21 protein-coding genes are annotated in these 23,134 nt (G+C 62.8%); 7 read left to right on the top strand and 14 right to left on the bottom strand.

The features are described from left to right. Positions 1 to 956 (top strand): acyl-CoA dehydrogenase family protein (locus B2V21_RS09220; RefSeq protein ID WP_286916676.1); only part of this gene is annotated, 956 nt, incomplete at its 5' end. 56 nt (positions 957 to 1,012) lie between these two features. Here B2V21_RS09220 and B2V21_RS09215 read toward each other — a convergent pair. Then, positions 1,013 to 1,786: an enoyl-CoA hydratase gene (locus tag B2V21_RS09215; protein WP_286916675.1), complete on the bottom strand. Its 774-nt coding sequence runs from the start codon at positions 1,784 to 1,786 to the stop codon at positions 1,013 to 1,015. A 243-nt stretch (positions 1,787 to 2,029) separates the two neighbouring features. Here B2V21_RS09215 and B2V21_RS09210 point away from each other — a divergent pair, with 243 nt between their 5' ends. Further along, complete coding sequence (locus tag B2V21_RS09210) at positions 2,030 to 3,046, top strand: alpha/beta fold hydrolase (protein ID WP_286916674.1); 1,017 nt, start codon at positions 2,030 to 2,032, stop codon at positions 3,044 to 3,046. A 9-nt stretch (positions 3,047 to 3,055) separates the two neighbouring features. Next, on the top strand, positions 3,056 to 4,015 hold the full coding sequence (locus tag B2V21_RS09205; protein ID WP_286916673.1) for a D-2-hydroxyacid dehydrogenase family protein: 960 nt from the start codon (positions 3,056 to 3,058) through the stop codon (positions 4,013 to 4,015). 6 nt (positions 4,016 to 4,021) lie between these two features. Here B2V21_RS09205 and nagZ read toward each other — a convergent pair whose 3' ends face one another. Both nagZ and B2V21_RS09195 read right to left on the bottom strand, forming a co-directional pair. Next, entirely contained in the window at positions 4,022 to 5,020 is a 999-nt protein-coding gene (gene nagZ, locus B2V21_RS09200; protein ID WP_286916677.1) for a beta-N-acetylhexosaminidase, read from the bottom strand. Between the two features lie 57 nt (positions 5,021 to 5,077). Continuing rightward, positions 5,078 to 5,785: a TetR/AcrR family transcriptional regulator gene (locus B2V21_RS09195; RefSeq protein ID WP_122741848.1), complete on the bottom strand. Its 708-nt coding sequence runs from the start codon at positions 5,783 to 5,785 to the stop codon at positions 5,078 to 5,080. Positions 5,786 to 6,014: 229 nt separating this feature from the next. On the opposite strand from B2V21_RS09195, the gene lexA reads away from it, so the two are divergent. Together lexA and sulA are read left to right on the top strand one after the other, a co-directional pair. Continuing rightward, a complete protein-coding gene (lexA, locus tag B2V21_RS09190) occupies positions 6,015 to 6,623 on the top strand; it encodes a transcriptional repressor LexA (protein WP_049859132.1) in 609 nt (202 codons plus the stop codon). A gap of 9 nt (positions 6,624 to 6,632) precedes the next feature. After that, positions 6,633 to 7,109, top strand: coding sequence for an SOS-induced cell division inhibitor SulA (sulA, locus tag B2V21_RS09185; RefSeq protein WP_049859131.1), 477 nt, complete (start codon positions 6,633 to 6,635; stop codon positions 7,107 to 7,109). 65 nt (positions 7,110 to 7,174) lie between these two features. On the opposite strand, the gene B2V21_RS09180 is transcribed toward sulA, so the two are convergent. From B2V21_RS09180 to B2V21_RS09150, 7 genes are all read right to left on the bottom strand, one after another. Continuing rightward, a complete protein-coding gene (locus B2V21_RS09180; protein WP_049859130.1) occupies positions 7,175 to 7,408 on the bottom strand; it encodes a hypothetical protein in 234 nt (77 codons plus the stop codon). 50 nt (positions 7,409 to 7,458) lie between these two features. Next, positions 7,459 to 7,980: a DUF6586 family protein gene (locus tag B2V21_RS09175; RefSeq protein WP_049859772.1), complete on the bottom strand. Its 522-nt coding sequence runs from the start codon at positions 7,978 to 7,980 to the stop codon at positions 7,459 to 7,461. Positions 7,981 to 8,106: 126 nt separating this feature from the next. Continuing rightward, complete coding sequence (topA, locus tag B2V21_RS09170; protein WP_122741847.1) at positions 8,107 to 10,719, bottom strand: type I DNA topoisomerase; 2,613 nt, start codon at positions 10,717 to 10,719, stop codon at positions 8,107 to 8,109. A gap of 99 nt (positions 10,720 to 10,818) precedes the next feature. Next, complete coding sequence (locus tag B2V21_RS09165) at positions 10,819 to 11,070, bottom strand: DUF1653 domain-containing protein (protein WP_049859128.1); 252 nt, start codon at positions 11,068 to 11,070, stop codon at positions 10,819 to 10,821. A gap of 104 nt (positions 11,071 to 11,174) precedes the next feature. After that, positions 11,175 to 12,350 carry an acetyl-CoA C-acyltransferase FadA gene (fadA, locus tag B2V21_RS09160; protein WP_043188265.1) on the bottom strand — a complete coding sequence of 392 codons (1,176 nt, stop codon included), beginning with the start codon at positions 12,348 to 12,350 and terminating at the stop codon, positions 11,175 to 11,177. 3 nt (positions 12,351 to 12,353) lie between these two features. After that, positions 12,354 to 14,531, bottom strand: a complete 2,178-nt coding sequence (gene fadB / locus B2V21_RS09155) for a fatty acid oxidation complex subunit alpha FadB (RefSeq protein ID WP_286916672.1) — start codon at positions 14,529 to 14,531, stop codon at positions 12,354 to 12,356. 319 nt (positions 14,532 to 14,850) lie between these two features. Continuing rightward, positions 14,851 to 15,288 carry a hypothetical protein gene (locus B2V21_RS09150; RefSeq protein ID WP_049859125.1) on the bottom strand — a complete coding sequence of 146 codons (438 nt, stop codon included), beginning with the start codon at positions 15,286 to 15,288 and terminating at the stop codon, positions 14,851 to 14,853. Between the two features lie 109 nt (positions 15,289 to 15,397). Between B2V21_RS09150 and B2V21_RS09145 the strand changes: the two genes are divergently transcribed. Next, the gene (locus tag B2V21_RS09145; protein ID WP_286916671.1) at positions 15,398 to 15,841 is read left to right on the top strand and encodes a universal stress protein; all 444 of its coding nucleotides are present in this window, start codon (positions 15,398 to 15,400) and stop codon (positions 15,839 to 15,841) included. A 59-nt stretch (positions 15,842 to 15,900) separates the two neighbouring features. Here the strand turns inward: B2V21_RS09145 and B2V21_RS09140 are convergent, their stop codons facing one another. Further along, on the bottom strand, positions 15,901 to 17,814 hold the full coding sequence (locus B2V21_RS09140) for an ATP-binding cassette domain-containing protein (protein ID WP_286916670.1): 1,914 nt from the start codon (positions 17,812 to 17,814) through the stop codon (positions 15,901 to 15,903). 180 nt (positions 17,815 to 17,994) lie between these two features. Between B2V21_RS09140 and B2V21_RS09135 the strand changes: the two genes are divergently transcribed. Beyond that, entirely contained in the window at positions 17,995 to 19,926 is a 1,932-nt protein-coding gene (locus tag B2V21_RS09135) for a transglycosylase SLT domain-containing protein (RefSeq protein ID WP_286916669.1), read from the top strand. A 33-nt stretch (positions 19,927 to 19,959) separates the two neighbouring features. On the opposite strand, the gene B2V21_RS09130 is transcribed toward B2V21_RS09135, so the two are convergent. From B2V21_RS09130 to yegS, 3 genes are all read right to left on the bottom strand, one after another. Next, complete coding sequence (locus B2V21_RS09130; RefSeq protein WP_286916668.1) at positions 19,960 to 20,763, bottom strand: MOSC domain-containing protein; 804 nt, start codon at positions 20,761 to 20,763, stop codon at positions 19,960 to 19,962. A 65-nt stretch (positions 20,764 to 20,828) separates the two neighbouring features. Further along, positions 20,829 to 21,758, bottom strand: coding sequence for a chemotaxis protein CheV (locus tag B2V21_RS09125; protein WP_049859120.1), 930 nt, complete (start codon positions 21,756 to 21,758; stop codon positions 20,829 to 20,831). An 82-nt stretch (positions 21,759 to 21,840) separates the two neighbouring features. Next, entirely contained in the window at positions 21,841 to 22,743 is a 903-nt protein-coding gene (gene yegS / locus B2V21_RS09120; RefSeq protein ID WP_122741840.1) for a lipid kinase YegS, read from the bottom strand. Positions 22,744 to 23,134 lie beyond the last annotated feature (391 nt).

Genomic DNA, 23,134 nt, shown 5'->3' with positions numbered 1-23,134 from the left:
ACTACGTCGCCTACGCCCTGGCGGTGGAAGAAATCTCCGCCGCCGATGGCGCGCTGGGGGCGTTGATGAGCGTGCACAACTCCGTGGGCTGCGGCCCCCTGCTCAACTATGGCAGCCCGGCCCAGCAGGACACCTGGCTGGCAGCGCTGGCCAGCGGCGAGGCTATCGGCTGCTTCTGCCTGACCGAACCTCAAGCGGGCTCCGAGGCGAACAACCTGCGCACCCGCGCCGTGCTCGATGGCGAGCATTGGGTCATCGACGGTGCCAAACAGTTCGTCACCAACGGTCGTCGGGCCAAGCTCGCTATCGTCTTCGCAGTCACCGACCCGGAACTGGGCAAGAAGGGCCTGTCCGCCTTTCTGGTGCCCACCGACACGCCCGGGTTCACCGTCGACCGCAGCGAGCACAAGCTCGGTATCCGCGCCTCTGACACCTGCGCCATCACCCTGAGCCAGTGCCGCGTCCCTGTCGCCAACCTGCTTGGCGAGCGCGGCAAGGGCCTGAACATCGCCCTGTCCAATCTGGAAGGCGGCCGTATCGGCATCGCCGCCCAGGCATTGGGCATCGCACGCGCGGCGTTCGAAGCGGCATTGGGCTACGCCCGCGAGCGGGTGCAGTTCGGCAAGCCGATCATCGAGCACCAAAGCGTGGCCAACCTGCTGGCCGACATGCAGGTGCAGGTCAACGCCGCGCGACTGCTGGTGCTGCATGCCGCACGCCTGCGCAGTGCAGGCCTGCCCTGCCTGTCCGAAGCCTCCCAGGCGAAGCTCTTCGCTTCGGAAATGGCCGAGCGGGTCTGCTCCAGCGCCGTGCAGATACACGGTGGCTATGGCTATCTGGAAGATTATCCGGTGGAGAAGTATTACCGCGATGCGCGCATCACCCAGATCTACGAAGGCTCCAGCGAGATCCAGCGCATGCTGATCGCCCGCGAGCTGCGCAACTATCTACTGTAACTGCGCTGTAATCACCGCATAGCGACGGGGCTGGCTATGGACCAGCCCTGTTTCGATCAATTTCCCTTGAACTGCGGCTCGCGCTTGGCGATGAACGCCGCCATCCCCTCTTTCTGATCTTCGCTGGCGAAGGCGGCGTGGAACACCCGACGCTCGAAACGAACCCCTTCTGCCAAGCTCACCTCGAACGCACGATTGACGCTTTCCTTGACCATCATCGCGATCGGCAACGATTTCGCTGCAATCTGCGCGGCAACCTCCATGGCTTCATCCAACAACCGGTCGGCGGCCACGATGCGGGCCACCAGCCCTGAGCGTTCGGCTTCTTCGGCGCCCATCAGGCGACCGGTCAGGCACAGCTCCATGGCCTTGGCCTTGCCCACCGCATGGGTCAGGCGCTGGGTCCCACCCATGCCCGGCAGCACGCCCAGCTTGATTTCCGGCTGGCCGAACTTGGCGTTGTCGGCGGCCAGGATGAAATCGCACATCAACGCCAGTTCGCACCCACCGCCCAAGGCGAAACCGGCCACGGCAGCGATGATCGGCTTGCGTCGGTTGGCGACCCGGTCGCTCTCGTGAAACAGATCGTCCAGGTAGATCTGCGGATAGCGCAGTTCGGCCATTTCCTTGATGTCGGCGCCGGCAGCGAACGCCTTGGCCGAGCCGGTGAGAACGATGCAGCCGATCTCACGATCGCCTTCAAGAGCATCCAGAGCCTGATTCAGCTCGTCGATCAACTGAGCGTTGAGAGCGTTCAGCGCCTGCGGGCGGTTGAGCGTGATCAAACCCACGCGACCGCGGGTTTCCAAAAGGATGGTTTCAAAAGCCATGGCCTATCTCCAGGTGGAGGCATTGTCTGCCTCAATGGTTATTGTTGTAGCGATCCATGGACGGCTCCCCGGCCATGATCGTGCGTCGTGTTTGTAGCATTCTGAAACCTGATGCGGGACATTTCTCGTCGCAGCCGGGCACCACCGGGCCATGTCGGCCTCCAATAGGTGCTACGGTGCTGGCCGGCAACACCCTGCAACCGTACGTCCATCCTGCGCCACCGTCCATTCCAGGAGGTCTCCATGCTTCGCCTGTCCCTGCTGGCGCTCGCCAGTGTCTTCGCCCAGCCCCTGCTGGCCGCCGAATCCTCGCCCGCCTACGGTCCCGAACTGCAGGGCTTCGACTATCCGTACACGCTGCAACATTACGCCTTCGAGTCCCAAGGCAAAAGCCTGCAGATGGGCTACCTGGACGTTGCCGCCAATGGCAAGGCCAACGGCCGCACCGTGGTGCTGATGCATGGCAAGAACTTCTGCGCCGCCACTTGGGAAAGCTCGATCAAGGCGCTCAGCGATGCCGGCTACCGAGTGGTCGCACCGGACCAGATCGGCTTCTGCACCTCCAGCAAGCCGGAACACTACCAATACAGTTTCCAGCAGCTGGCCAACAACACTCATGACCTGCTGACCCGCATCGGGGTCAAGGAAGCGGTGATCATGGGCCACTCCACCGGCGGCATGCTGGCGACCCGCTACGCCTTGATGTTTCCCGAGGACACCGAGCGCCTGGCCATGGTCAACCCGATTGGCCTGGAAGACTGGAAAGCCCTGGGCGTGCCCTATCGCAGTGTCGACCAGTGGTTCGAGCGCGAGTCCAAGGTCACCGCCGAGGGCATCCGCAACTACGAGCGCACCACCTACTATGGCGGTCGCTGGAAGCCGGAATACGAACGCTGGGTGGACATGCTCGCCGGCCTGAACAAAGGCCCGGGACATACCTTGGTGGCATGGAACTCGGCGCTGATCTACGACATGATCTTCACCCAGCCGGTGGTCTACGAGTTCAAGGACCTGAAGGTGCCCACCCTGCTGCTGATCGGCGACGCCGACACCACGGCCATCGGCAGCGATATCGCACCGCCCGAGGTCAAGGCACGGCTGGGCAAGTACGCCGTGCTGGGCAAGCAGGCCAGCCAGATGATCCCCCACAGCACCCTGGTGGAGTTCGCAGGCCTGGGCCATGCACCGCAGATGGAAGAGCCGGCGCGCTTCCACAAGGCCCTGCTCGACTGGCTGGACGCTCCCCAGAAACCGCTCTGACAAGAGGCAATGCCCATGCGAATAGCCGTCATCGACGATTGGCAATCGGTGGCTGAAAACGTGGTCGACTGGACCCCGCTGCAGGCTGTCGGCCAGCTCGACTTCATCCACGATTACCCTGCTGACCGCCGCGTTCTGGCCGAGCGTCTGGCGGCCTATACCGTCATCTGCGTGATGCGTGAACGCACCTGTTTCGACGCAGCCCTGCTCCAGCGGCTGCCGCAGCTCAAACTGCTGGTGACCGGCGGTATGCGCAACGCCGCCATCGACCTGCAGGCCGCGGCCCGACTGGGCATTCAGGTCGCCGGTACCGACAGCTACAAGCATGCGGCGCCGGAGCTGACCTGGGCCCTGCTGATGGCTTTGACCCGTGACCTGCTCGGCGAAGCCCAGTCGCTGCGCAGTGGTGGCTGGCAAATCGGCCTGGGTGGCGATCTGCATGGCAGCACCCTGGGCTTGCTGGGCCTGGGTAGCATCGGTGAGAAAGTGGCGCGCTTCGGCCAGGCGTTCGGTATGCGCGTGATCGCCTGGAGCCAGAACCTCACGCCGCAACGCGCCGCCGAAGTGGGCGTGGAGTACGTCGACAAACAGCAGCTGTTCGAACAGGCCGACGTGCTCAGCGTGCATCTGGTGCTCAGCGAGCGCAGCCGTGGGCTGGTCGATGCACAGGCTTTGACGTGGATGAAGCCGGGCGCACGGCTGGTGAACACTTCACGCGGCCCGATCATCGACGAGACCGCGCTGATCCAGGCCCTGCGCGAAGGCCGCCTCGCTGGCGCGGCACTGGATGTGTTCGACGAGGAGCCGCTGCCGCAAGATCATCCGTTCCGCACGCTGCCCAACGTGCTGGCGACGCCACACATCGGCTACGTTACCGGCAACAATTACCGGCTGTTCTTCAATCAGATGATCGAAGACATACTGGCCTGGCATTCCGGCCAGCCCGTGCGCCTGCTGGCCGGCCAGTAACCGCATTCAGTCGATCAATGCCGCCGCGCGCAGTGCAGCAGTCGCTTGTTGCCAGCGCGGATGCTGACGGTACTCGACATTGGCGAAGGCCCGGCCGCGCATGGCAGCGATGCGTGGCGAAGGCTGCACACCCATGCGCTGGGCGGCGCTCAAGGCCAGTTCGGCCGCAGCGCGGTCGTTGCACACCAGGCCCATGTCGCAGCCCGCGCTCAGGGCCGCTTCGATCCGACTGGCAGCGTCACCCACGACGTGAGCGCCGGCCATCGACAGGTCATCGCTGAAAATCACCCCTTCGAAACCCAGTTCGCCGCGCAGAATGTCCTGCAGCCAGCGACGCGAGAAGCCTGCCGGGTTGCCGTCGACCTGCGGGTAGATGACGTGGGCCGGCATGACCGCCGCCAGCTGGCCGGCCAACCGCGCGAAGGGCACCAGATCGCACGCGCGAATCTGTTCCAGGGAACGCTCGTCGGTGGGAATCGCCACGTGGGAGTCGGCTTCGGCCCAGCCATGGCCGGGAAAATGCTTGCCGCACGCTGCCATGCCCGCGGCATTCATGCCTCGGATGAACGCCCCGGCGAGCGCCGTCGCGCGCTCGGGATCACCCTCGAAGGCACGGGTACCGACCACGGCGCTGTGGCCATGATCGAGGTCCAGCACCGGCGCGAAGCTCAGGTCCAGGCCCACAGCTAGCACTTCGGCGGCCATCAACCAGCCACAATGCTCGGCCAGGCCGACCGCGTCGGCATGACGCGCCAGCTCGCGCATGGCCGGCAGACGCACGAAGCCCTGACGCAGACGTTGCACGCGTCCCCCCTCCTGATCCACGGCCAGGATCAGCTCGGGCCGCACGGCGCGGATAGCCGCGGTCAGCTCGCGTACCTGGCGTGGATGCTCGATGTTGCGCGCGAAGATGATCAGTCCGGCGACTTCGGGTTGGCGCAACAGATGTCGGTCCTCGGCGGTTAGCCAAGTGCCGGCGACGTCGACCATCAGGGAGCCTTGCAGACGAGCGATCATGAGGTTTCCTTGTAGAGGGGGATCGGGAGGTTGGCCGTGCAGGCCTCAGGCCTTCACGGCGGCCGGCGTGCTCTTGCTGCGCGGGCGCAGTTGGGCCGCAGCCATGGCCGGGTCGGTCACCGCACTCTGCGCGCGCATGCCCGCCGCTAGGAACGGCACCATCAGGCGCATGACCTGCTCGATCGAGGTGTCCACGCCAAAGTCGGTTTCGGCGATGGCACGCAGCGCCTTGATCCCGGACATGCTGAACGCGGCGGCGCCGAGCATGAAATGCACGCGCCAGAACAGCTCGATGGGCGGAATGCGCGGCGCTGCCTCATTGACCAGCAGCATATAGCGGCGGAACACCTTGCCGTACATGTCTTCGAGGTAACGACGCAGGTGACCCTGGCTCTGGCTGAAGGCCAGGCCCAGCAGGCGCATGAAGATGGAAAGGTCGTTGCCACTGCGCGGTTGCACCACCAGGGCCTGCTCGACGAGAATCTCGAGCAGCTCCTCGAGGCTGGCCTTGGGCGTGGCACTGGCCTGACGTCGCTCCAGCTCGCGGTCGAGGCTGGCACAGAAAGGCCCGAGGAATCGCGAAAACACCGCCTGAATGAGCGCCTTCTTCGAGCCGAAATGGTAGTTCACCGCCGCCAGATTGACCCCGGCCTTGCTGGTGATCAGGCGCAGCGACGTTTCCGCGAAGCCTTTTTCCGCAAAAAGCTGTTCCGCGGCATCGAGGATGCGTTCAACGGTTTCCGACTGGGCCATGGCAACTCCGCCTGACAAACACTTGTTTGAAACATACGTTTCAAAGCGCCCGACTGTCAAGTCCGAGCGGGCTGTTCGTGGCCATGGGGTCACGTATTAAAGCATACAAATTCATCGCCTTAGCGCAGCATGCGAACATCCACCGACCTCTGCTCCAGAAAACGATGTTGCCAAGCGCAATCCACTGTATATAATCCCAGTCACTGTACAAAAAGACAGAGCCATCCAAATGTTGAAATTGACGCCACGCCAAGCTGAAATTCTCGCCTTCATCAAGCGCTGCCTTGACGACAATGGCTTCCCACCTACCCGTGCAGAAATCGCCCAGGAACTGGGCTTCAAATCCCCCAACGCCGCTGAAGAACACCTCAAGGCCCTGGCGCGCAAAGGCGCGATCGAAATGACCCCCGGCGCCTCACGCGGCATTCGTATTCCCGGCTCCGAGGCGCGCAACGACGATTCCAGTCTTCCGGTGGTCGGCCGCGTTGCAGCGGGCGCGCCCATTCTGGCGCAGGAACACATCGAGGAGTCCTGCAAGATCAACCCGGGCTTCTTTCATCCACGCGCCGATTATCTGTTGCGGGTACAGGGCATGAGCATGCGCGATGTCGGCATCCTCGACGGCGACCTGCTCGCCGTGCACACCTGCCGTGAAGTGCGCAATGGCCAGATCGTCGTGGCCCGTATCGGCGATGAAGTGACGGTCAAGCGGTTCCAGCGCGAGGGCAACAAGGTTTTCCTGGTTGCGGAAAACCCCGACTTCGCACCCATTGAAGTCAACCTCAAGGATCAGGATCTGGTCATTGAAGGTCTGAGCGTCGGCGTCATTCGTCGATAAGGAGGCGTCATGCAGTTTCCCCTTTCATCCCAACAAGCACAGATGTCGCTGTTCGAAGCTTTCATGTCTGCACCGGTGGCGCCGCGATTCAAGGAGGCCGTCGAGTCGCCCTGGACCGTTGCCGAGCCGGATGTATTCAGCGAGATGTCGCTGCGCGGTGCTGCGGGGAACTGCCTGAACCTGCTGGCCCCCATGCTGCGCGAACTGAGCGAGGAGCAGGACGCGCGCTGGATGACCTTGATCGCGCCACCGGCGAGCCTGACCCAGGCCTGGCTGCGCGATGCCGGGCTCAATCGCGAACGGATCCTGCTGTTGCAGCCACGGGGCACGCAGAGCGCACAGCAACTGGCGTGCGAAGCGCTGCGTCTGGGTCGTAGTCATACTGTGGTGAGCTGGCTCAATCCGCTGCCGGCCGTGGCCAGGCAACAATTGATCACGGCCGCACGCCAAGGCGGCGCGCAGAGCTTGAACATTCGATTGGGATAGCCAAGAAACACACTGGGTACTGTCCGCCCAGGCAAGCGCGAGGCGCTCGCTGAGCGGCAGCATCATCAGTGCAGGACGCGCGGCCCGTCGTCCTTGTCGATTTCACCTTCCACCAGCTTGCCGGCCATCTGTACGCCGACACTGAGCATGGCCTTGGCCACTTCCACGTGCTGGCCCTGCAGAAATGCCTTGGCATCTTCGGAAAAATTCAGCGTCACCAGCGAACCTTCGTCCTCGGCACGACGCAACTCGATGCGGCCGTCAGGCAGCTCGACAATCTCAAGAAAGGACGTAGGCATAAGGACATGTTCTCCACGAAAGGCGAGCATTGTAGCAGCGCCACGCTGAATCAGCACTCACTCAACCCTTCTCTGAAGCGAACGGTCAAGCCCTTGAGCTGCTGACGCCAGCTTTCAAGCACCTCGCGACTCAGCTCCGGCTCTTCCACCTCGTCCAGATTGACCGCCTGTATCAACGGCTGGGTCACATCTCCCTTGGGCTTCTTGGGCGCCCTTGGCGGTACGAACAGCGCGCCATGGGCGGCAAGCAACTGCGCCAGCCAGGTATGCGGATGCTGGGCCAGCTCCACCAGTTCACCAAGTTCGGGAATCGACGTGCCATCCAACGCTTGCGGCGTCAGCAGGGTTTCGGCGCGGGCCGTGCCGGCCTGTGGCAGGCGGTAGTAACCGGCGATCTCATGGCACAGCCCCAGCAAGGCACCGTAGAGGTGGAACAACGCCGACTCGCGCTGCGCCTGCAACTGCGCCTGGGCGTTGATCGCCTGGCCCTGCTCGGCCTTGCCCATGGCTTCCAGCGCCAGCCCGGCAAAATAGATTTTCTGGTTGGTACGGGTGTAGAGCTCATAGGCCATGGTGGCGGTCTCCGCAATGAACACTGATCGCCTACAGTGTCGGGAACCCGCAGAGCCAGTGCAAGCCACAAATGAAAAAGGCCGCACGGTCCTGGCGGACGGTGCGGCCTCTTTGCAACCAGCGACTCAGCGCTTGTCTTCGACCTTCCAGGTCTTGCCGTCGTAGAAAGCCTTCCAACCGGTCGGCTTGCCCTCGACCTCGCTCTGCACGTACTGCTCCTTGGTCTTGCGGCTGTAGCGGATCACGGTCGGGCGTCCGTCCGGGTCCTTGATCGGCGCATCGAACAGGAAGCTGTACTTGGGATCGATCTCGTCCTTGTGCGGAATGATCTCCAGTACCAGCGGCGCGCGGGTCTCACGGTTCTTGGGGAACTGGCTGGCGGCCAGGAACAGACCCGAAGCGCCGTCGCGCAGCACGTAGGTGTCATTGACCTTTTCGCACTTGAGCTCGGGCATCTTCACCGCGTCCATTTTCGGCGGCGCCGCTTCGCCGCTCTTGAGCAGCTTGCGGGTGTTCTTGCATTCGGGATTGGTGCAACCGAAGAACTTGCCGAAACGGCCGGTCTTGAGTTGCATCTCGCTGCCGCACTTGTCGCATTCCAGGCTTGGACCTTCGTAGCCCTTGATGCGGTAGTTGCCTTCTTCGATCTCGTAGCCTGGGCAGTCGGGGTTGTTGCCGCAGATGTGCAGCTTGCGCTTCTCGTCGACCAGATAAGCATCCATGGCAGTCGCACAGATCGGGCAGCGATGCTTGCCGCGCAGGATCTGCGACTCGGACTCACCCTCGTCGTCGGCCGCGATCTCATCGCCTGGAATCAGGTTGATGGTCGACTTGCAGCGCTCCTTGGGCGGCAACGCGTAGCCCGAGCAGCCCAGGAACACCCCGGTGGAAGCGGTGCGGATCATCATCGGACGGCCGCACTCGCGGCAGGCGATGTTGGTCAGGGTCGGCAGGTTGGCGCGCATGCCGCTGTCGGCAGCGCCTGCGACGTCGAGCTTGCCCTTGAAGTCGCCGTAGAACTCGTCGAGCACGTTCTTCCAGTCGCGCTCACCGTGAGCCACGTCATCGAGATTCTCTTCCATGCCGGCGGTGAAGCCGTAGTCCATCAGGTTGGAGAAGCTCTCGGACAAGCGCTCGGTGACGATGTCGCCCATCTTTTCCGAATAGAAGCGACGGTTGTGCAGCGCCACGTAGCCGCGGTCCTGGATGGTGGAGATGATCGCCGCGTAGGTCGACGGACGACCGATGCCGCGTTTTTCCATCTCTTTCACCAGGCTGGCTTCGGAATAGCGCGCAGGCGGCTTGGTGAAGTGCTGGGTCGGGTCAAGGTGCAACAGCTTGAGCTGTTCGCCCTGGTTCATGTCCGGCAGCACGTCGTCGTCGCCCGGCTTGCTCATCTGCGGCAGCACACGGGTGTAACCGTCGAACTTGAGGATGCGGCCCTTGGCGCGCAGCTCGAAATCGCCGGCCGCTACGGTAACCGTGGTGGACAGGTACTGGGCAGGCGGCATCTGGCAAGCCAGGAACTGACGCCAGATCAATTCGTACAGACGTTCGGCGTCACGCTCCATGCCGGCCAGCTTGCTGGGATGGGTGTTCACATCCGAGGGGCGAATGGCTTCGTGCGCCTCCTGGGCGCCTTCCTTGCTGCCGTAGACCATCGGCGCTTCGGGCAGGTACTTCTTGCCGAATTCGCTCTCGATGTAGGCACGCGCCATCTGCACGGCGTCCACCGACAGGTTGGTGGAGTCGGTACGCATGTAGGTGATGTAGCCGGCCTCGTACAAGCGCTGCGCCATCATCATGGTCTTCTTCACGCCGTAGCCCAGGCGGTTGCTTGCGGCCTGCTGCAAGGTCGAGGTGATGAAGGGGGCCGAAGGCTTGCTGCTGGTCGGCTTGTCCTCGCGCTTGACGATGCTGTAGCTGGCGTCCTTGAGCTTGGCCAGCGCGGCCATGGCCTGGGCTTCGTTCAAGGGCTTGAAGGCCTCGCCGTTCTCGCGGGCGACTTCGAAACGCACCTTGGCGGCCTTGGCCGACGCCAGGTCGGCGTGCACTTCCCAGTACTCTTCGGGGTTGAACGCACGGATCTCGCGTTCACGCTCGACGACCAGCTTCACCGCCACCGACTGCACGCGGCCTGCCGACAGCCCACGGGCGATCTTCTGCCACAGCAGGGGCGAGACCATGTAGCCGACTACGCGGTCTAGGAAACGTCGCGCCTGCTGCGCATTGACGCGGTCGATGTCCAGCTCGCCAGGACGCGAGAACGCCTCCTGGATGGCTTTCTTGGTGATCTCGTTGAACACCACGCGCTTGTAGCGGCTGTCGTCACCACCGATGGCCTCGCGCAGGTGCCAGGCAATGGCTTCCCCCTCGCGGTCCAAGTCCGTCGCCAGATAGATGGTGTCGGCATCCTTGGCCAACCGGCGCAGCTCCTCGATGACCTTTTCCTTGCCGGGAAGAATCTCGTACTTGGCCTTCCAGCCCTGGTCCGGATCCACGCCCATGCGCGCCACCAATTGCTTGCGGGCCTTTTCCTTGGGCGAAAGCGCCGGCGCGTCGCTGGCGGCAGCCTTGCCGCGCTTGGCGGCCGGCTCCTTGCTGGCGCTCGCCGAACCGCTGGTGGGCAAGTCTCGGATATGGCCGATACTCGACTTCACCACGTACTGGTCACCCAGGTACTTGTTGATGGTCTTGGCCTTAGCCGGGGATTCCACAATGACCAGCGATTTGCCCATGGATCGGAAAATTCCTGAATTCTTGAAATGAAAGGCATGCGGCGCCTTGCGAGGCCCCGCTATATATAGTGGTGAGAACCTGAGGTCAAGCGCCGGGGTTCAAGCGGTCGGCGCCTGCGGAACTGAAAACAGGCTGGGTTCGGCTTCGATCAAAGCAAAGCGCGGGACGCTCTCGCCGTCAACCTCGACCGACTCCAGAAACATGCTCAGCGGTCGAACCCAGAGGCCGTATTCGCCGTAAAGCGCCTGATAGAACACGACTTCCTGCTCGTCCTCGGAACTGCGCGCGACGCCGTAGACACGATACTCGGGGCCTTTGTAGTGACGATAGAGCCCTGGCTGTAACTGCATGGTGCGCCTCGCTTGAAATACGTGTTGAAAAACTTTTTGAGTAAACCGGAAAAAAGCAAAACCGGGACACTGGGCCCCGGTTCGCTCGACTCCACGCGTCTGGACTAGACGCGTTCGAAAACCGTGGTGATGCCCTGCCCCAGGCCTACGCACATGGTAGACAGACCGAACGTACCGCCGTTCTGCTTCATGACGTTGAGCAGCGTGCCGGAAATTCGAGCACCTGAACAACCGAAAGGATGCCCCAGGGCGATGGCGCCGCCATGCAGGTTAACCTTCTCGTTCATCTTGTCGAGCACTTTCAGATCCTTGAGCACGGGCAGGGCCTGTGCCGCGAAGGCTTCGTTGAGCTCGATGAAGTCGATGTCGGCAATGCCCAGACCTGCGCGCTTGAGCGCTTTCTGGGTCGCCGGAACCGGTCCGTAACCCATGATCGCAGGGTCGACGCCGGCAACGGCCATCGAACGGATCACCGCCAATGGCGTGATGCCCAGATCCTGGGCGCGCTGCGCCGACATCACGATCATGCACGAAGCGCCGTCGGTGATCTGCGACGAGGTACCGGCCGTGACCGTGCCGCCCTTGGGGTTGAACGCAGGCTTGAGCGCGGCGAGGCTTTCCAGGGTGGTGTCGGGACGAATGGTTTCATCGTAGTCGAAGACCTTGATGAAGCCATTTTCGTCACAGCCCTGCATCGGGATGATCTCGTCCTTGAACTTGCCCTGCACCGTGGCCTGGTGCGCCAACTGGTGCGAGCGCACACCGAAGGCGTCCTGTTGTTCACGGGTGATGCCGTGCATTTTCCCGAGCATCTCGGCGGTAAGGCCCATCATGCCCGATGCCTTGGCGGCGTACAGCGACATGTGCGGGTTCGGATCGACGCCGTGCATCATGCCGACGTGGCCCATGTGCTCGACGCCGCCGACCACGAACACGTCGCCGTTGCCGGTCATGATGGCCTGAGCCGCAGTGTGCAGTGCGCTCATGGACGAGCCGCACAGACGGCTGACGGTCTGGCCGGCTGCCGTGTGCGGAATCTGGGTCATCAGCGACGCCATGCGCGCGATGTTCCAGCCCTGTTCCAGGGTCTGGTTGACGCAGCCCCAGATCACGTCCTCGACTTCGGCCGGGTCGACCTTGGCGTTGCGTTCCAGCAGCTTGCTGATCAGGTGCGCCGACATGTCTTCGGCGCGGGTGTTGCGGTGCATGCCGCCCTTGGAACGGCCCATCGGGGTGCGACCGAAGTCGACGATCACCACGTCTCTAGGATTCAAGCTCATAAGTCATTCACCCTTGTTCTGTACGTTGGCCGCTTGCCCGAAGAACGTCTGCCCGGCACGCGCCATTTCACGAAGCTTCTGCGTAGGCTGGTACAGCGGACCCAGTTCGGCATAGCGGTCGGCCAGTGCGACGAATTCGGCAACGCCCAGCGAATCGATGTAACGCAGCGCGCCGCCGCGGAAGGGAGGGAAACCGATGCCGTAGACCAGGCCCATGTCGGCCTCGGCCGCAGTTTCGACGATGCCGTCTTCCAGGCAGCGCACGGTTTCCAGGCACAGCGGGATCATCATCCAGTTGACGATATCCTCGTCGCTGACTTCGCGCTGTTCATAGATCACTGGCTTGAGCACATCCAGAACCGCAGGATCGGCGACCTTCTTCGGCTTGCCGCGCTTGTCGGTCTCGTAGGCGTAGAAGCCCTTGCCGTTCTTCTGCCCCAGCCGGTTGGCTTCGTACAACGCGTCGATGGCCGAGCGACGCTCGTCCTTCATGCGGTCCGGGAACCCTTCGGCCATCACGTCGCGGCCATGGTGACCGGTGTCGATGCCGACCACGTCCATCAGGTAGGCCGGGCCCATGGGCCAGCCGAACTTTTCCATGACCTTGTCGATGCGCACGAAATCGACACCGGCGCTGACCAGTCGGGCAAAGCCGCCGAAATAAGGGAACAGCACACGGTTCACCAGGAAGCCAGGGCAGTCGTTGACCACGATTGGGTTCTTGCCCATCTTGCGGGCGTAGGCGACGGTGGTCGCGACGGCGACTTCACTGGACTTCTCGCCACGAATCACTTCGACCAGCGGCATCATGTGCACCGGGTTGAAGAAGTGCATGCCGACGAAGTTTTCCGGGCGTTTGAGCGCCTGGGCCAGCAGGTTGATGGAAATGGTCGAGGTGTTGGACGCCAGGATGGTGTCATCCTTCACCTGCGCTTCGACCTCGGCGAGCACGGCCTGCTTGACCTTGGGATTTTCCACCACGGCTTCGACGACGATGTCGACATGGCCGAAATCGCCATAGGACAGCGTCGGCCGAATGTCGTTGAGCGCTTCGGCCATCTTCGCTGCGGTCAGACGCCCTTTTTCGACACGGCCGCCCAGCAGTTTGGAGGCTTCGGCCAGGCCCTGCTCGATGCCTTTCTCGTTGATGTCCTTCATCAGGATCGGCGTGCCCTTGAGCGCCGACTGATAGGCGATGCCGCCACCCATGATGCCGGCACCGAGCACGGCAGCCTGGCTCACGTCGCGTGCCACCTTGTCGTAGCCACGGGCCTTGCGCTTGAGCTCCTGATCGTTGAGGAACAGACCGATGAGGCTTTGTGCGGCCGAGGTCTTGGCCATCTTGGCGAAACCGGCGGCTTCGATTTCCAGGGCTTTTTCGCGACCGAAGCTGGCAGCCTTCTGGATGGTCTTGATCGCTTCGACCGGCGCCGGGTAGTTGGGCCCGGCCTGGCCGGCAACGAAACCCTTGGCGGTTTCGAACGCCATCATCTGCTCGATGGCGTTGAGCTTGAGCTTGGCCAGCTTGGGCTGGCGCTTGGCCTTGAAATCGAACTCGCCGCTGATGGCGCGCTTGATCAGGTCGAGCGCCGCGGCTTCGAGCTTGTCAGCCGCCACGACCGCATCGACCGCACCCACCTTGAGCGCATCATCGGCGCCGTTTTCCTTGCCGGAGGCGATCCACTCGATGGCATTGTCGGCGCCGATGATGCGCGGCAGTCGCACCGTGCCACCGAAACCCGGGTAGATGCCCAGCTTGACTTCGGGCAGGCCGATCTTGGCTTCGCTGGACATGACCCGATAGTCGGCGGCCAGGCACATTTCCAGGCCGCCGCCCAGGGCAATGCCGTTGATGGCGGCAACCGTGGGAACCTCGAGGTCTTCGAAGTCGCTGAAGATACGGTTGGCCTGCAGGTTGCCCGCGACCAGTTCGGCCTCGGGCAATTTGAAATTCTCGACGAATTCGGTGATGTCCGCACCGACGATGAAGACGTCCTTGCCGCTGGTGACGATCACGCCCTGGACCGAAGCGTCGGCCTTGATCGCCGCGATCGCTTCGCGCAGCTCTTCGAGCGTGAGACGGTTGAACTTGTTGACGGACTCGCCCTTGAGGTCGAACCGCAGTTCGACGATGCCGCTTTCAAGAGCCTTCACCGAGATGGCTTTACCTTCGTAAATCATCCACTGATCTCCACGATATGGAAGCTGAACAGTACACGCCGGACGCTGGGTAAAAAGGGTGCGGTACATGGCCGCCGCTCTCTGTAGCCAGGCATACCCGTCAGCGCGGTAGTCGGGATAGTGCTGGAGCGCGAGAGAAAAACGCTCGATTCATACGCCCGTTTGATTGGGGTGCGTGTACATTCACGGAAATGCGGGCGATTGTCAAATGCCGCGCAAGGCCTTTGAAAACGCGACTTTGCGGTCATTTCTGGAATGGGGAATAACACGCACCTGCGACAGCCTGCCGCAGGCATATGACGATAGCTGGAGATCGGGATCAAGCCAGCGCTTGCAGGACCTTGGCAATATCCTGAAGCACCTTTTCATCGCCCTTCTCGCCCCAGTACAGGGCCAACATCTGCGGACCGGCTTCGAGCTTGTAGACATCGGGCGGCAGGGTCGCCAGGTGCGGCAGCAGATGCGGATCGACGCAGGTTTCGCGCCATTGGTTGCACCACACGCCCGGTTCAGTTTGCCAGTAGCTCCAACTGTCGAACCGACCCTTGCGGCGTGGCCGATGGTATTGCGCGCACGGGTCGGGCGGCTCGACGCTCAACCAGTGTGGCCACTGCTGCGGCGCCAGCTGCATCGCCAGACCCATGCGACGGGCCTGCATGCGCACGGCCATGCGCCCGCTCTGGCTGCGCGAGGGCCGCAGCCATACCATGGGGCTGAGAATCAGCGCAAGGATTGACACGACTATCCACACCGTCATAAAGAGTACACCCGCTAAGCGTTTCAAATAGGTCGGCGAGGGATGTTCATGTCGCACCTCGCCCAAACAGTTCATACTCAAGCTATCGCAATCGTCAGGAGTGCTTCTCATGCCCTACCAACACATTCTGGTCGCCGTCGACCTCACCGAAGAGTGTGACCCGGTCATCAAACGGGCCAGGGAACTGGCGGTCAGCAATGGCGCCAAGCTCTCGCTGGTGCACATTGTAGAACCGATGGCCATGGCATTCGGCGGGGATGTGCCGATGGATCTCTCGCAATTGCAACAGCAGCAGTTCGACCAGGCCAAGGAGCGCCTGGAAACGCTGAAGCTCAAGTACCCGGACCTGGTGGTGGGCGACTGCCATCTGACCTACGGCCAGCCGCGCCAGGAAATTCACAACCTGGCGAAGAAGTCCGAGTGCGATCTGGTCGTGGTTGGCAGCCATGGCCGTCACGGCCTGGCGCTGCTGCTGGGCTCCACGGCCAACGACGTGCTGCACGGTGCGCCGTGCGACGTGCTGGCTGTACGCTTGGTCAAGCGCGCCGACTAAGGATCATCAGCGGGGCCGAGCGGCAGCTGCGGCCTCGCTGAAGATTCCGGTGTCGTGCCTCAGGCGTCGAGCTCGGCCCAACGCTCGACCATGGCTTCCAGCTCGGCCTGCGAAGCTTCCAACTTGGCTATCACGGCGGCGGTCTGCTCGGCAGGTCGCTGATAGAACCCGGCATCGGCCATCTCGGCCTCCAGCGCCGCGATTTCTTGCTCCTTCGCATCGATCTGGCCCGGCAGGGCTTCCAGCTCGCGCTGGAGCTTGTAGCTGAGCTTCTTCTTCGCTGGCGCCGGTGCTTCGGCTGATGCGGGCTCCGGGGCCTTGACCACGGCGCTGTTGAGCTCGGCCTTGCCCGACTTGTTCTCGGTCACGCCCAGCAGCTTGGGCGAGCCGCCCTGGCGGATCCAGTCCTGATAACCGCCCACGTATTCACGCACCTTGCCCTCGCCTTCGAACACCAGGGTGCTGGTGACCACGTTGTCGAGGAATGCCCGGTCGTGGCTGACCATCAGCACGGTGCCCTTGAAGCCGGACAGCACTTCTTCGAGCAGTTCGAGGGTCTCGACGTCGAGGTCGTTGGTCGGTTCGTCCAGTACCAGCAGGTTGGCCGGCTTGCTGAACAGCTTGGCCAGCAGCAGGCGCGCACGCTCACCGCCCGACAGCGCCTTGACCGGCGTGCGGGCACGCTGGGGGCTGAACAGGAAGTCGCCCAGGTAACTCAATACGTGGCGGCTCTGCCCGTCGATGTCGATGAAGTCGCGGCCTTCGGCGACGTTGTCGATGACCGTCTTCTCCAAGTCCAACTGGTGGCGCAACTGGTCGAAGTAGGCGACGTCCAGGCGCGTGCCGACGTCGACTGAACCACTGGTGGGCTGCAGGTTGTCGAGCATCAGCTTGAGCAGGGTGGTCTTGCCGGTACCGTTGGCGCCCAGCAGGCCAATACGGTCCTCGCGTTGCAGGACCATGGAGAAATCCTTGATCAGCATCGGCCCACCCGGATGGGCGAAGCTGACGTTGTCGAGCACCATGACCTGCTTGCCGGACTTGTCGGCGGTATCGAGCTGGATGTTGGCCTTGCCGGTGCGTTCGCGACGCTCGCCACGTTCCACACGCAGCGCCTTGAGCGCACGCACACGGCCTTCGTTGCGGGTACGCCGGGCCTTGATGCCCTGACGGATCCACACCTCTTCCTGGGCCAGGCGCTTGTCGAACAGCGCGTTGGCGGTTTCCTCGGCGGCCAGCATGGCCTCCTTGTGCACCAGGAAGCTGGCGTAGTCGCCGTTCCAGTCGATCAGGCCGCCGCGGTCCAGTTCGAGAATGCGGGTGGCCAGGTTCTGCAGGAAGGAACGGTCGTGGGTGATGAAGAGTACCGCGCCCTGGAAATCCTTGAGGGCTTCTTCGAGCCAGGCGATGGCGCCGATGTCCAGGTGGTTGGTCGGTTCGTCGAGCAGCAGCAGATCCGGCTCGGACACCAGCGCCTGGGCCAGCAGCACGCGACGGCGCCAGCCACCGGAGAGCTGCTTGAGGGTCTTGTCGGCCGGCAATTGCAGGCGGCTCAGGGTGCTGTCGACCAACTGCTGCAGGCGCCAGCCGTCACGGGCTTCGAGGTCCTGCTGGACATGCATGAGCTTGTTCAGGTCTTCGTCGGTGACGATGTTCTGGCTCAGGTGGTGGTATTCGGCCAGCAATGCGCCGACGCCGTCCAGGCCTTCGGCAACCACGTCGAACACGGTCCGTTCGTCGGCCACCGGCAGTTCCTGGGGCAATTCGCCGATTTTCAGACCGGGCGCGCGCCAGACGGCGCCGTCATCGGGTTTCTGCACGCCCTTGACCAGCTTCAGCATGCTGGATTTGCCAGTGCCGTTGCGGCCGATGATGCACACCCGCTCACCACGGGCGATCTGCCAGGACACCTTGTCCAACAACGGCATCGCGCCGAATGCAAGGGACACATCGCTGAATTTGAGCAGGGTCATGAGCTTCTCCAAAAACCGGGCGCGCATTCTAACCGACTTTTGCCCTGGCAGACCGAAGGCGGCAATAAAATGAATGATCCTGAACGCTTTCATCGCGCCTGCTCTAGAGGCTAAGCTAGGCTCACTTCTTTAGTGCTGGCACTGCCGACACTTGTCACGTCCTCTCTGCCTGGAAGTCTCATGCGCAGTCGCCTGTTCAGCCTGTTTTCCTGCCTCATCCTGTCTGCTTCCAGCGTCGCCACTATCCAGGCCGCCGACCTGGCCACGCAGCGCCAGTATTACGACGAAGCCAAGCGCGCCCTGGCCAAGGGCGACAGCGGGCCGTACATGCGCTACGCCGCCGAGCTGCAGGATTACCCCCTGGAGGCCTACCTGGCCTACGACGAGCTCACGCCGCGCCTGCGCAGCGCGAGCAACGCCGAAATCGAGGGCTTCCTGGCCAAGCACGGCGACCTGCCTCAGGCCAACTGGATGAAACTGCGCTGGCTGAGGCAACTGGCCGAGCGCGGCGAGTGGGCACCGTTCGTCAAATACTACGACCCCAAGCTCAACTTCAAGGAGCTCGACTGCCTGTACGGTCAGTACCAGTTGAGCAACAGCCAGCTGCGCGCCGAAGGCTATGCCAACGCCGACAAGCTGTGGCTGACCGGCAAAACGCTGCCCACGGCCTGTGACGGCCTGTTCCAGCGCTGGGCCAGTGAAGGCCAGCTCACCGAGAACAAGCGCTGGCAGCGCGCCAAGCTTGCCGCCCAGGCGCGCAACTATCCATTGGCTACCAGCCTGGTGCAGGGTCTGACCACGCTGTCGAGCCAGGGTCGCCTGCTGCTCGATGTCGCGCAGAAGCCCGAATTGCTCGACCAGCCTTCGCGCTTCATGCCGGTGGACGAAGCCATGTCCGACGTGGTCGGGCTGGGTCTGCGCCGCCTGGCTCGCCAGGATCCGGACAAGGCCATGCGCATGCTCGACAGCTATGCCAGCAGCATGCGCTTTTCGGCCGAGGAAAAAGTCGCCATCGCCCGTGAGATCGGCCTGACCCTGGCCCGCCGCTACGACCCGCGCGCGCTGGAACTGATGACCCGCTACGACCCGGAGCTGCGCGACGACACCGTCACCGAGTGGCGCCTGCGCCTGCTGCTGCGACTGGGCCGCTGGCAGGAAGCCTACGACCTGACCACCCGCCTGCCCAAGGACCTGGCGCAGACCAACCGCTGGCAGTACTGGCAGGCGCGCAGCCTGGAGCTGGCCCAGCCGCAGAGCGCCAAGGTGCCGCAGCTGTACAAGGCGGTCGCCAAGGAACGTGACTTCTACGGTTTCCTGGCGGCCGACCGCCTGCAGGCGCCCTACTCGCTCAACAACAAGCCGCTGGTGATGAGCCAGGCGCTGGTCAACAAGGTACGCAACACCGCCGGTATCCGTCGATCGCTGGAGCTGTATGCGCGCGGCCAGATCGTCGATGCGCGGCGCGAGTGGTATCACGTCAGCCGTCATTTCGATCGCGATGAAATGGTCGCCCAGGCCAAGCTGGCCTACGACATGCGCTGGTATTTCCCGGCCATTCGCACGATCAGTCAGGCACAGTACTGGGACGATCTGGACATCCGTTTCCCGATGGCCCACCGCGACACCTTGATCCGCGAAGCCAACGTGCGCGGTCTGCACACCAGCTGGGTGTTTGCCATCACCCGTCAGGAAAGCGCGTTCATGGACGACGCCCGTTCCGGCGCCGGTGCCATGGGGCTGATGCAGTTGATGCCGGGCACTGCCAAGGAGACCTCGCGCAAATTCAGCATCCCGCTGTCGTCACCGCAGCAAGTCCTGGACCCCGACACCAACATCCAACTGGGCGCGGCCTACCTGAGCCAGGTGCACAGTCAGTTCAACGGTAACCGAGTGCTGGCCTCGGCAGCGTACAACGCAGGTCCGGGCCGTGTTCGGCAGTGGCTCAGAGGCGCCAACCATCTGAGTTTCGATGTCTGGGTGGAATCCATTCCGTTCGACGAGACACGCCAATACGTGCAGAACGTATTGTCCTACGCGGTCATCTACGGTGAGAAGCTCAACGCGCCGCAGCCGGTGGTGGATTGGCACGAGCGTTTCTTCGACGACCAATGAGCCAGTGGCGGCAGCTGCACAGCTGCCGCCCGCTCACTCCAGAACAGTGATGGGCATGCCCACTTCGAGCACGCCGGCACGATCACAGACCAGGTTCTGGCCGAACATGGCATGGCCGTCCTGAAGCCGGTAGGACTTGAGTGTGGCCAAAGGCTCGCGATCGGGGCTGCGCTCGCCGGTCTGCGGATCCAGGGTAGTGAGAATGCAACGCGCGCACGGCTTGAGCACGCGGAAATCCACGTCACCGATACGAATGCGTTTCCAGTCATCCTCGGCAAATGCCGGGCTGCCCTGCACCACCAGGTTGGGGCGAAACCGGATCATTTCCAGCGAGCGGCCGACTCGTGCAGACAGATCGTCCAGCGAACCCTGGCCGATCAGCAGCAGCGGAAACCCATCGGCGAAGGCCACCTTGTCGCCGTTCTCGCCATAGACGGCACTGACCGTTCGGGCGCGGTCAGCGGGCATATAGACCAGCCGAGTAGGTTTTCCGAGGAAATCGCTCACCCAGTGCGCGGCAGCGTCGCCTGCGTCAGGCGCCTCGAAGCTGTCGTACCAGACCTTGATCTGGCGCAAGTCACCTGAAACGGGCACCGGTACATGCAGATCAGGGAAATCCGTTGCACTCAATATCAAGTCACCCTCGGCTGTAACTTGCGTGTGCAACTGTGTCAGGCGTGGCACCGAGCGTTGCGAGAGAAACAGCCCACGCTCCGCGTCGACCAGCATCCAGCGTCGATCACCCACCAGCCCCAGACCGTCGACGGCCGACTGCTGCAGGGACTGACCCAAGGCTGATTTGAGCGGATAACGATACAACGCGGCAAGGCTCGACATGGCCAAGTTCCTTTGAGCAAAAGAACCGAGTCTAGCGGAACCGCCAAGGCCATGACGAGTCGGGATCAGTGTCGATCCATTTCCAGACGCTGGCGGACCACGTCGACCAGCTTGTCGGGCTGGAACTTTGACAGGAAGTTGTCGCAGCCGACCTTTTTCACCATCGATTCGTTGAAGCTGCCGGACAGCGAAGTGTGCAGCACCACGTATAGCTCGCGCAGCCGTGGGTCGTTGCGGATTTCGGTGGTCAGGCGGTAGCCGTCCATTTCCGGCATTTCGGCATCGGTGAACACCATGAGCAGCTTGTCGGTCATGCGCTCGCCGGTGTCGGCCCAGGCCTTGAGCTTGTTCAGCGCCTTCAGGCCATCGCTGGCCACGTGCATTTTGATGTCCAGCTGCGACAGCGTATCGCGCAGCTGCGCCAGAGCCACCGAGGAGTCGTCCACCAGCAGCACTTCACGGCCACGTGCGCGCGCCAAGATCGGATCGTCGAGTTTGTCCCGGGAAACACGGGCGTTGTAGGGAACGATTTCGGCGAGCACTTTTTCCACGTCGATGATCTCGACCAGTTGCTCGTCGACTCGGCTGATTGCGGTGAGGTAGTGCTGGCGCCCGGCGCTGGCCGGAGGCGGCAGGATCGATTCCCAGTTCATGTTGACGATGCGGTCGACACCGCCGACCAGAAAAGCCTGAATCGAGCGGTTGTACTCGGTCACGATGATGGTGCTACTGGGCCCTGGCACCAGCGGGCGCATGCCGATCGCTTGGGAAAGATCGATCACCGGCAGGGTCTGCCCGCGCAGGTTGATCACGCCGCAGACGAAGGGGTGACGCTGCGGCATCAGCGTCAGCTTGGGCAACTGCAGGACTTCCTGGACCTTGAACACGTTGATCGCGAACAGTTGCCTGCCAGCCAGACGAAACATGAGCAGTTCCAGCCGGTTTTCGCCCACCAGCTGCGTACGTTGGTCAACCGTGTCGAGAATGCCGGCCATGTGAAGCTCCAAAGCCCAAGTGAAAGTAGAGGTACCGGGCTATCGGCGCTGACGGGAATATCTTGACTGCGGTCGCTGATCTTTATTGGGTCAATCGGCGGCTGAGCAGTGGCGAGCCAGCGGGCAAATGGACCTTCAATGCCTTGGGCATGGCACTGAAGCGCAGATTCTCGCCGCGCAGCGGTTCGCCATCGAGGTTGATGTCGAGGTTTTCCTTGCTGTTGATTTCAACCCAGGGCAGCCGGGCACGGACGAACAGGGTTTCCAGCCCACCGCCGCCGAGCAGGCTTTTCAAGGTGCCGACCACTTCGGTGGGTGCCGGCAGGATGCTGATCTCCAGCAGCCCATCGTCGACCACGGCTTCGGGGCAGAGCTCGTGGCCACCGCCGGCCTGACGACCGTTGCCGATGCCCAGTGCCAACAGGTCGCCTTCCCAGTGGAAGTCCGGACCGCTGAGCGACGCGGAGGCGGCGCGCAATTCGCTGAACCGCGACAGACCGGTGAACAGGTAGGCCGCGCCACCGAGCACTTTCTTCAGGTCTTCGGAGGTGTTGGCCGTGACCTGGCTGCCGAAGCCGCCGGTGGCCATGTTGAGGAACACTTGTCCGCCCACCTCGCCCAGGTCGATCGCCTGGGGTTCGCGGGCAAGCAGCGCCAGCGCAGGTTCGGGTTCCAAGGGCACCCCGGCGGCACGGGCGAAATCGTTGGCCGTGCCCAGGGGCATCAGGACCAGACTGGCATCGGTCTTGGCCAGTGCCATGGCTTCGGCGACATCGCGCAGGGTGCCGTCGCCACCGCCGGCGATGATGTGGGTATACCCCGCTTGCAACGCCTCCTCGACCAGACGCTGGGCATCACCGCCTTCCCAGGTCAGACGCACGGCCAGGTCATTGCCCTGCTCCCGGTAGCGCTCGACCGCAGTGCGTACCTCTTCGTTGGAAGCTTGTTTGCCGTGCAATATCAGGATTGCCTTGCGCTCGCTCATGCTGCATGTCTCCGGTGACCAATGAGTTGAACTCTGCCTGATGTGACCACAGCCGCAGCAAAAAAAGCCCGGACTGAAAGTTTTTAACCATTCGTGCATTTACCACTCGCCAACGGTTCTCGTTTAGGCTTTACTGCGACGCAACTGGCCATCATCGAAGTGGCCGTTACCCCTCCGATTCCTGCACGTCCGGCCCGTCTCCGGCTGGCGGTAGCATTGTCGAATCGCTGAATCCTGCGTTCTGCCTTTTTTCCATCGACCCTTTCATGCATCCAGCCTGGCTGGTCGTGTACGCCTGCCCATGCAGGTGCCGCCCGCCTTCTCCAACTCGAGGCTCGACCTATGACGACTCTGATTCCCTGCATCATCGCCGGGGGCTCCGGCACCCGCC

It is taken from the genome of Pseudomonas sp. UBA6276 (assembly GCF_002438365.1).
GTDB classification, from domain to species: domain Bacteria; phylum Pseudomonadota; class Gammaproteobacteria; order Pseudomonadales; family Pseudomonadaceae; genus Aquipseudomonas; species Aquipseudomonas coleopterorum.
This window is presented reverse-complemented; position numbering and strand designations above follow the sequence as displayed.